This window comes from Mesorhizobium sp. M7A.F.Ca.CA.002.15.2.1 (genome assembly GCF_003998715.1).
Taxonomy (GTDB): domain Bacteria; phylum Pseudomonadota; class Alphaproteobacteria; order Rhizobiales; family Rhizobiaceae; genus Mesorhizobium; species Mesorhizobium ciceri.
Genome location: NZ_RZPI01000851.1, coordinates 1 through 2087, shown reverse-complemented (window position 1 = coordinate 2087; position 2087 = coordinate 1). Strand labels below are relative to the sequence as shown.

The following is a 2087-nucleotide window of genomic DNA, read 5'->3' as shown; positions in this document are numbered from 1 at the left end:
GGAATCGACCCGCCAGCTCGGCGAGTTCTCGATGGTCGTCACCGGCATGACGGTGGTGATGCTGGGTGGCGGCATCGATCTGTCGGTCGGCTCGATCTTCGCGCTGTCGTGCTTTTCCGCCGTCTATGTCTTCTTCATCCTCGAACAGTCGATCTGGCTGGCGCTGGCCGCATCGCTCGCCACCGGCCTCATCTTCGGCGCCATCAACGGCTACCTTGTCGGCTATCTCAGGCTGCGCGCCTTTCTCACCACGCTGGTGACCTTCATCTTCGGCCGGGCGCTGTTCGACATCCTGGTCACCACCTATGCCGCCGATGTGCAGCTCTCGACCGCGACATCGGATGTGCTCGACTTCATCGGCGACAGCACCTTCTGGGGGCTGTCCGTCTCGGTGTGGCTGGCGATCATCCTGGCCATCGTCACCCATATCGCGCTGACGCGTTCGCGGCCGGGCTGGCACGTGCTGGCGGTCGGCGGCTCCAGGCGCTCGGCGCACAATGCCGGCATCCGCGTGCGCCGCACCGTGTTCATGACCTATGTCTTTTCCGGCTTCTGCGCCTCGATCGGCGGCTTCCTCATTGCTTGCCGGCTGAGCGGGGCAGGGCCGGGAACCGGCCTCAACCTCGAGATCATGGCGCTGACGGCGGCGGTGGTCGGCGGCGTCAGCCTCGGCGGCGGGCGCGGCTCGGTGATCAAGGGGCTGATGGGCGCAATCATCGTGCTGACCATGACCAACGGTCTGATCCGCTTGGGCTACGGCACCGGCACCAACCAGATGGTGCTCGGCATCATGTTGGCGGTGGCGGTGACCATCGACATCCGCTGGCTGAAGAACCGGCACAAGGTGCTGAATGAGGTCTATGTCGCGCCGGTCTATCTCAAGATGGGCGAGACACAGTCGGCCGCACCCGGCTCGGGCACGCCATACGAACTCGACAACAGGCTGTCGGCCGCAGAGCATATCGGGCTTGGCGAGCTGGAGGGGCCGGAAGACGTCATCCTCGACCGCGACGACAATCTCTATTGCGGCACGCGTCATGGCGAGATCGTCCGCTTCTTCGCGCCGGACTATGTCAGGTCGGAGGTGTTTGCCCACATCGGCGGTTTCCCGCTGGGGCTGGCCTTCGACAAATCAGGCAATCTGATCAGCTGCGTCGGCGCGATGGGTCTCTATTCGGTCTCGCCGGATCGGGAGGTCAAACGCCTCTCGGCGGAGACGTCGCGCTCGTGGACCTCGATCGTCGACGATGCACGGCTGCGTGACCCCAACGACTGCGATATCGCACCGGACGGCCGCATCTATTTCACAGATTCAACTAAGCGATATGACGCCCACGATTGGGCGCTGGATTCGATCGAGAACCGTGCCACCGGCCGGCTGCTGGTCTACGACCCGAAGGACGGCTCGACGAAGACGCTGCTCGACGGCTATCGCTACACCAACGGTGTGTGCATGGCGCATGACGGCAAGTCGCTGTTCTTCGCCGAAAGCTGGGCCTGCCGCGTGCACCGCTACTGGCTGGAAGGGCCGAAGGCCGGCACCGCCGAATGCGTCATCCGCGACATGCCGGGCTATCCCGACAACATCAACCGCGCCTCCGACGGCAATTACTGGATGGCGTGGCTCGGCATGCGCACGCCGAGCTTCGACCTGTCGCTGCGCCATCCCGACATGCGCAAGCGCATGACGCGCCGGCTGCCGCAGGACGAATGGCTGTTCCCCAACATCAACACCGGCGGTGTGGTGAAATTCACAGAGAAGGGCGGCATCGTCGAGGCGATGGGCGACCTCACCGGCGGCGCGCACCCGATGGTCACCTCGATGCGCGAGCACAAGGGGTATCTGTTCGTCGGCGGCATCCTCAACAACCGTATCGGCCGCTACAAGATTGCAGGCGCCGACCCGAACTGGACCAGCCCCGCTTCCTATTGGGGAGCAAAGCCATGATCCTCGACCCGGTGCTCGACCTGTTCCGCGGTAAGGCGGTGACCATCCCGCCGCTCGACGGCGCTTTTCGCCCCAATACGCGGCTGGATGATGCGCCGGCTTTTGCCGAGCTGACGGAACCGGATAATCTGCTGGTTAC

At 64.3% G+C, this 2087-nt stretch carries 1 protein-coding gene; it reads left to right on the top strand.

The window, feature by feature from the left end; genetic code table 11:
* Positions 1–1948, top strand: a 1948-nt coding sequence (locus ENZ74_RS30220) for an SMP-30/gluconolactonase/LRE family protein (protein WP_127313228.1), incomplete at its 5' end; no start/stop codon positions are given.
* Positions 1949–2087: the final 139 nt, after the last annotated feature.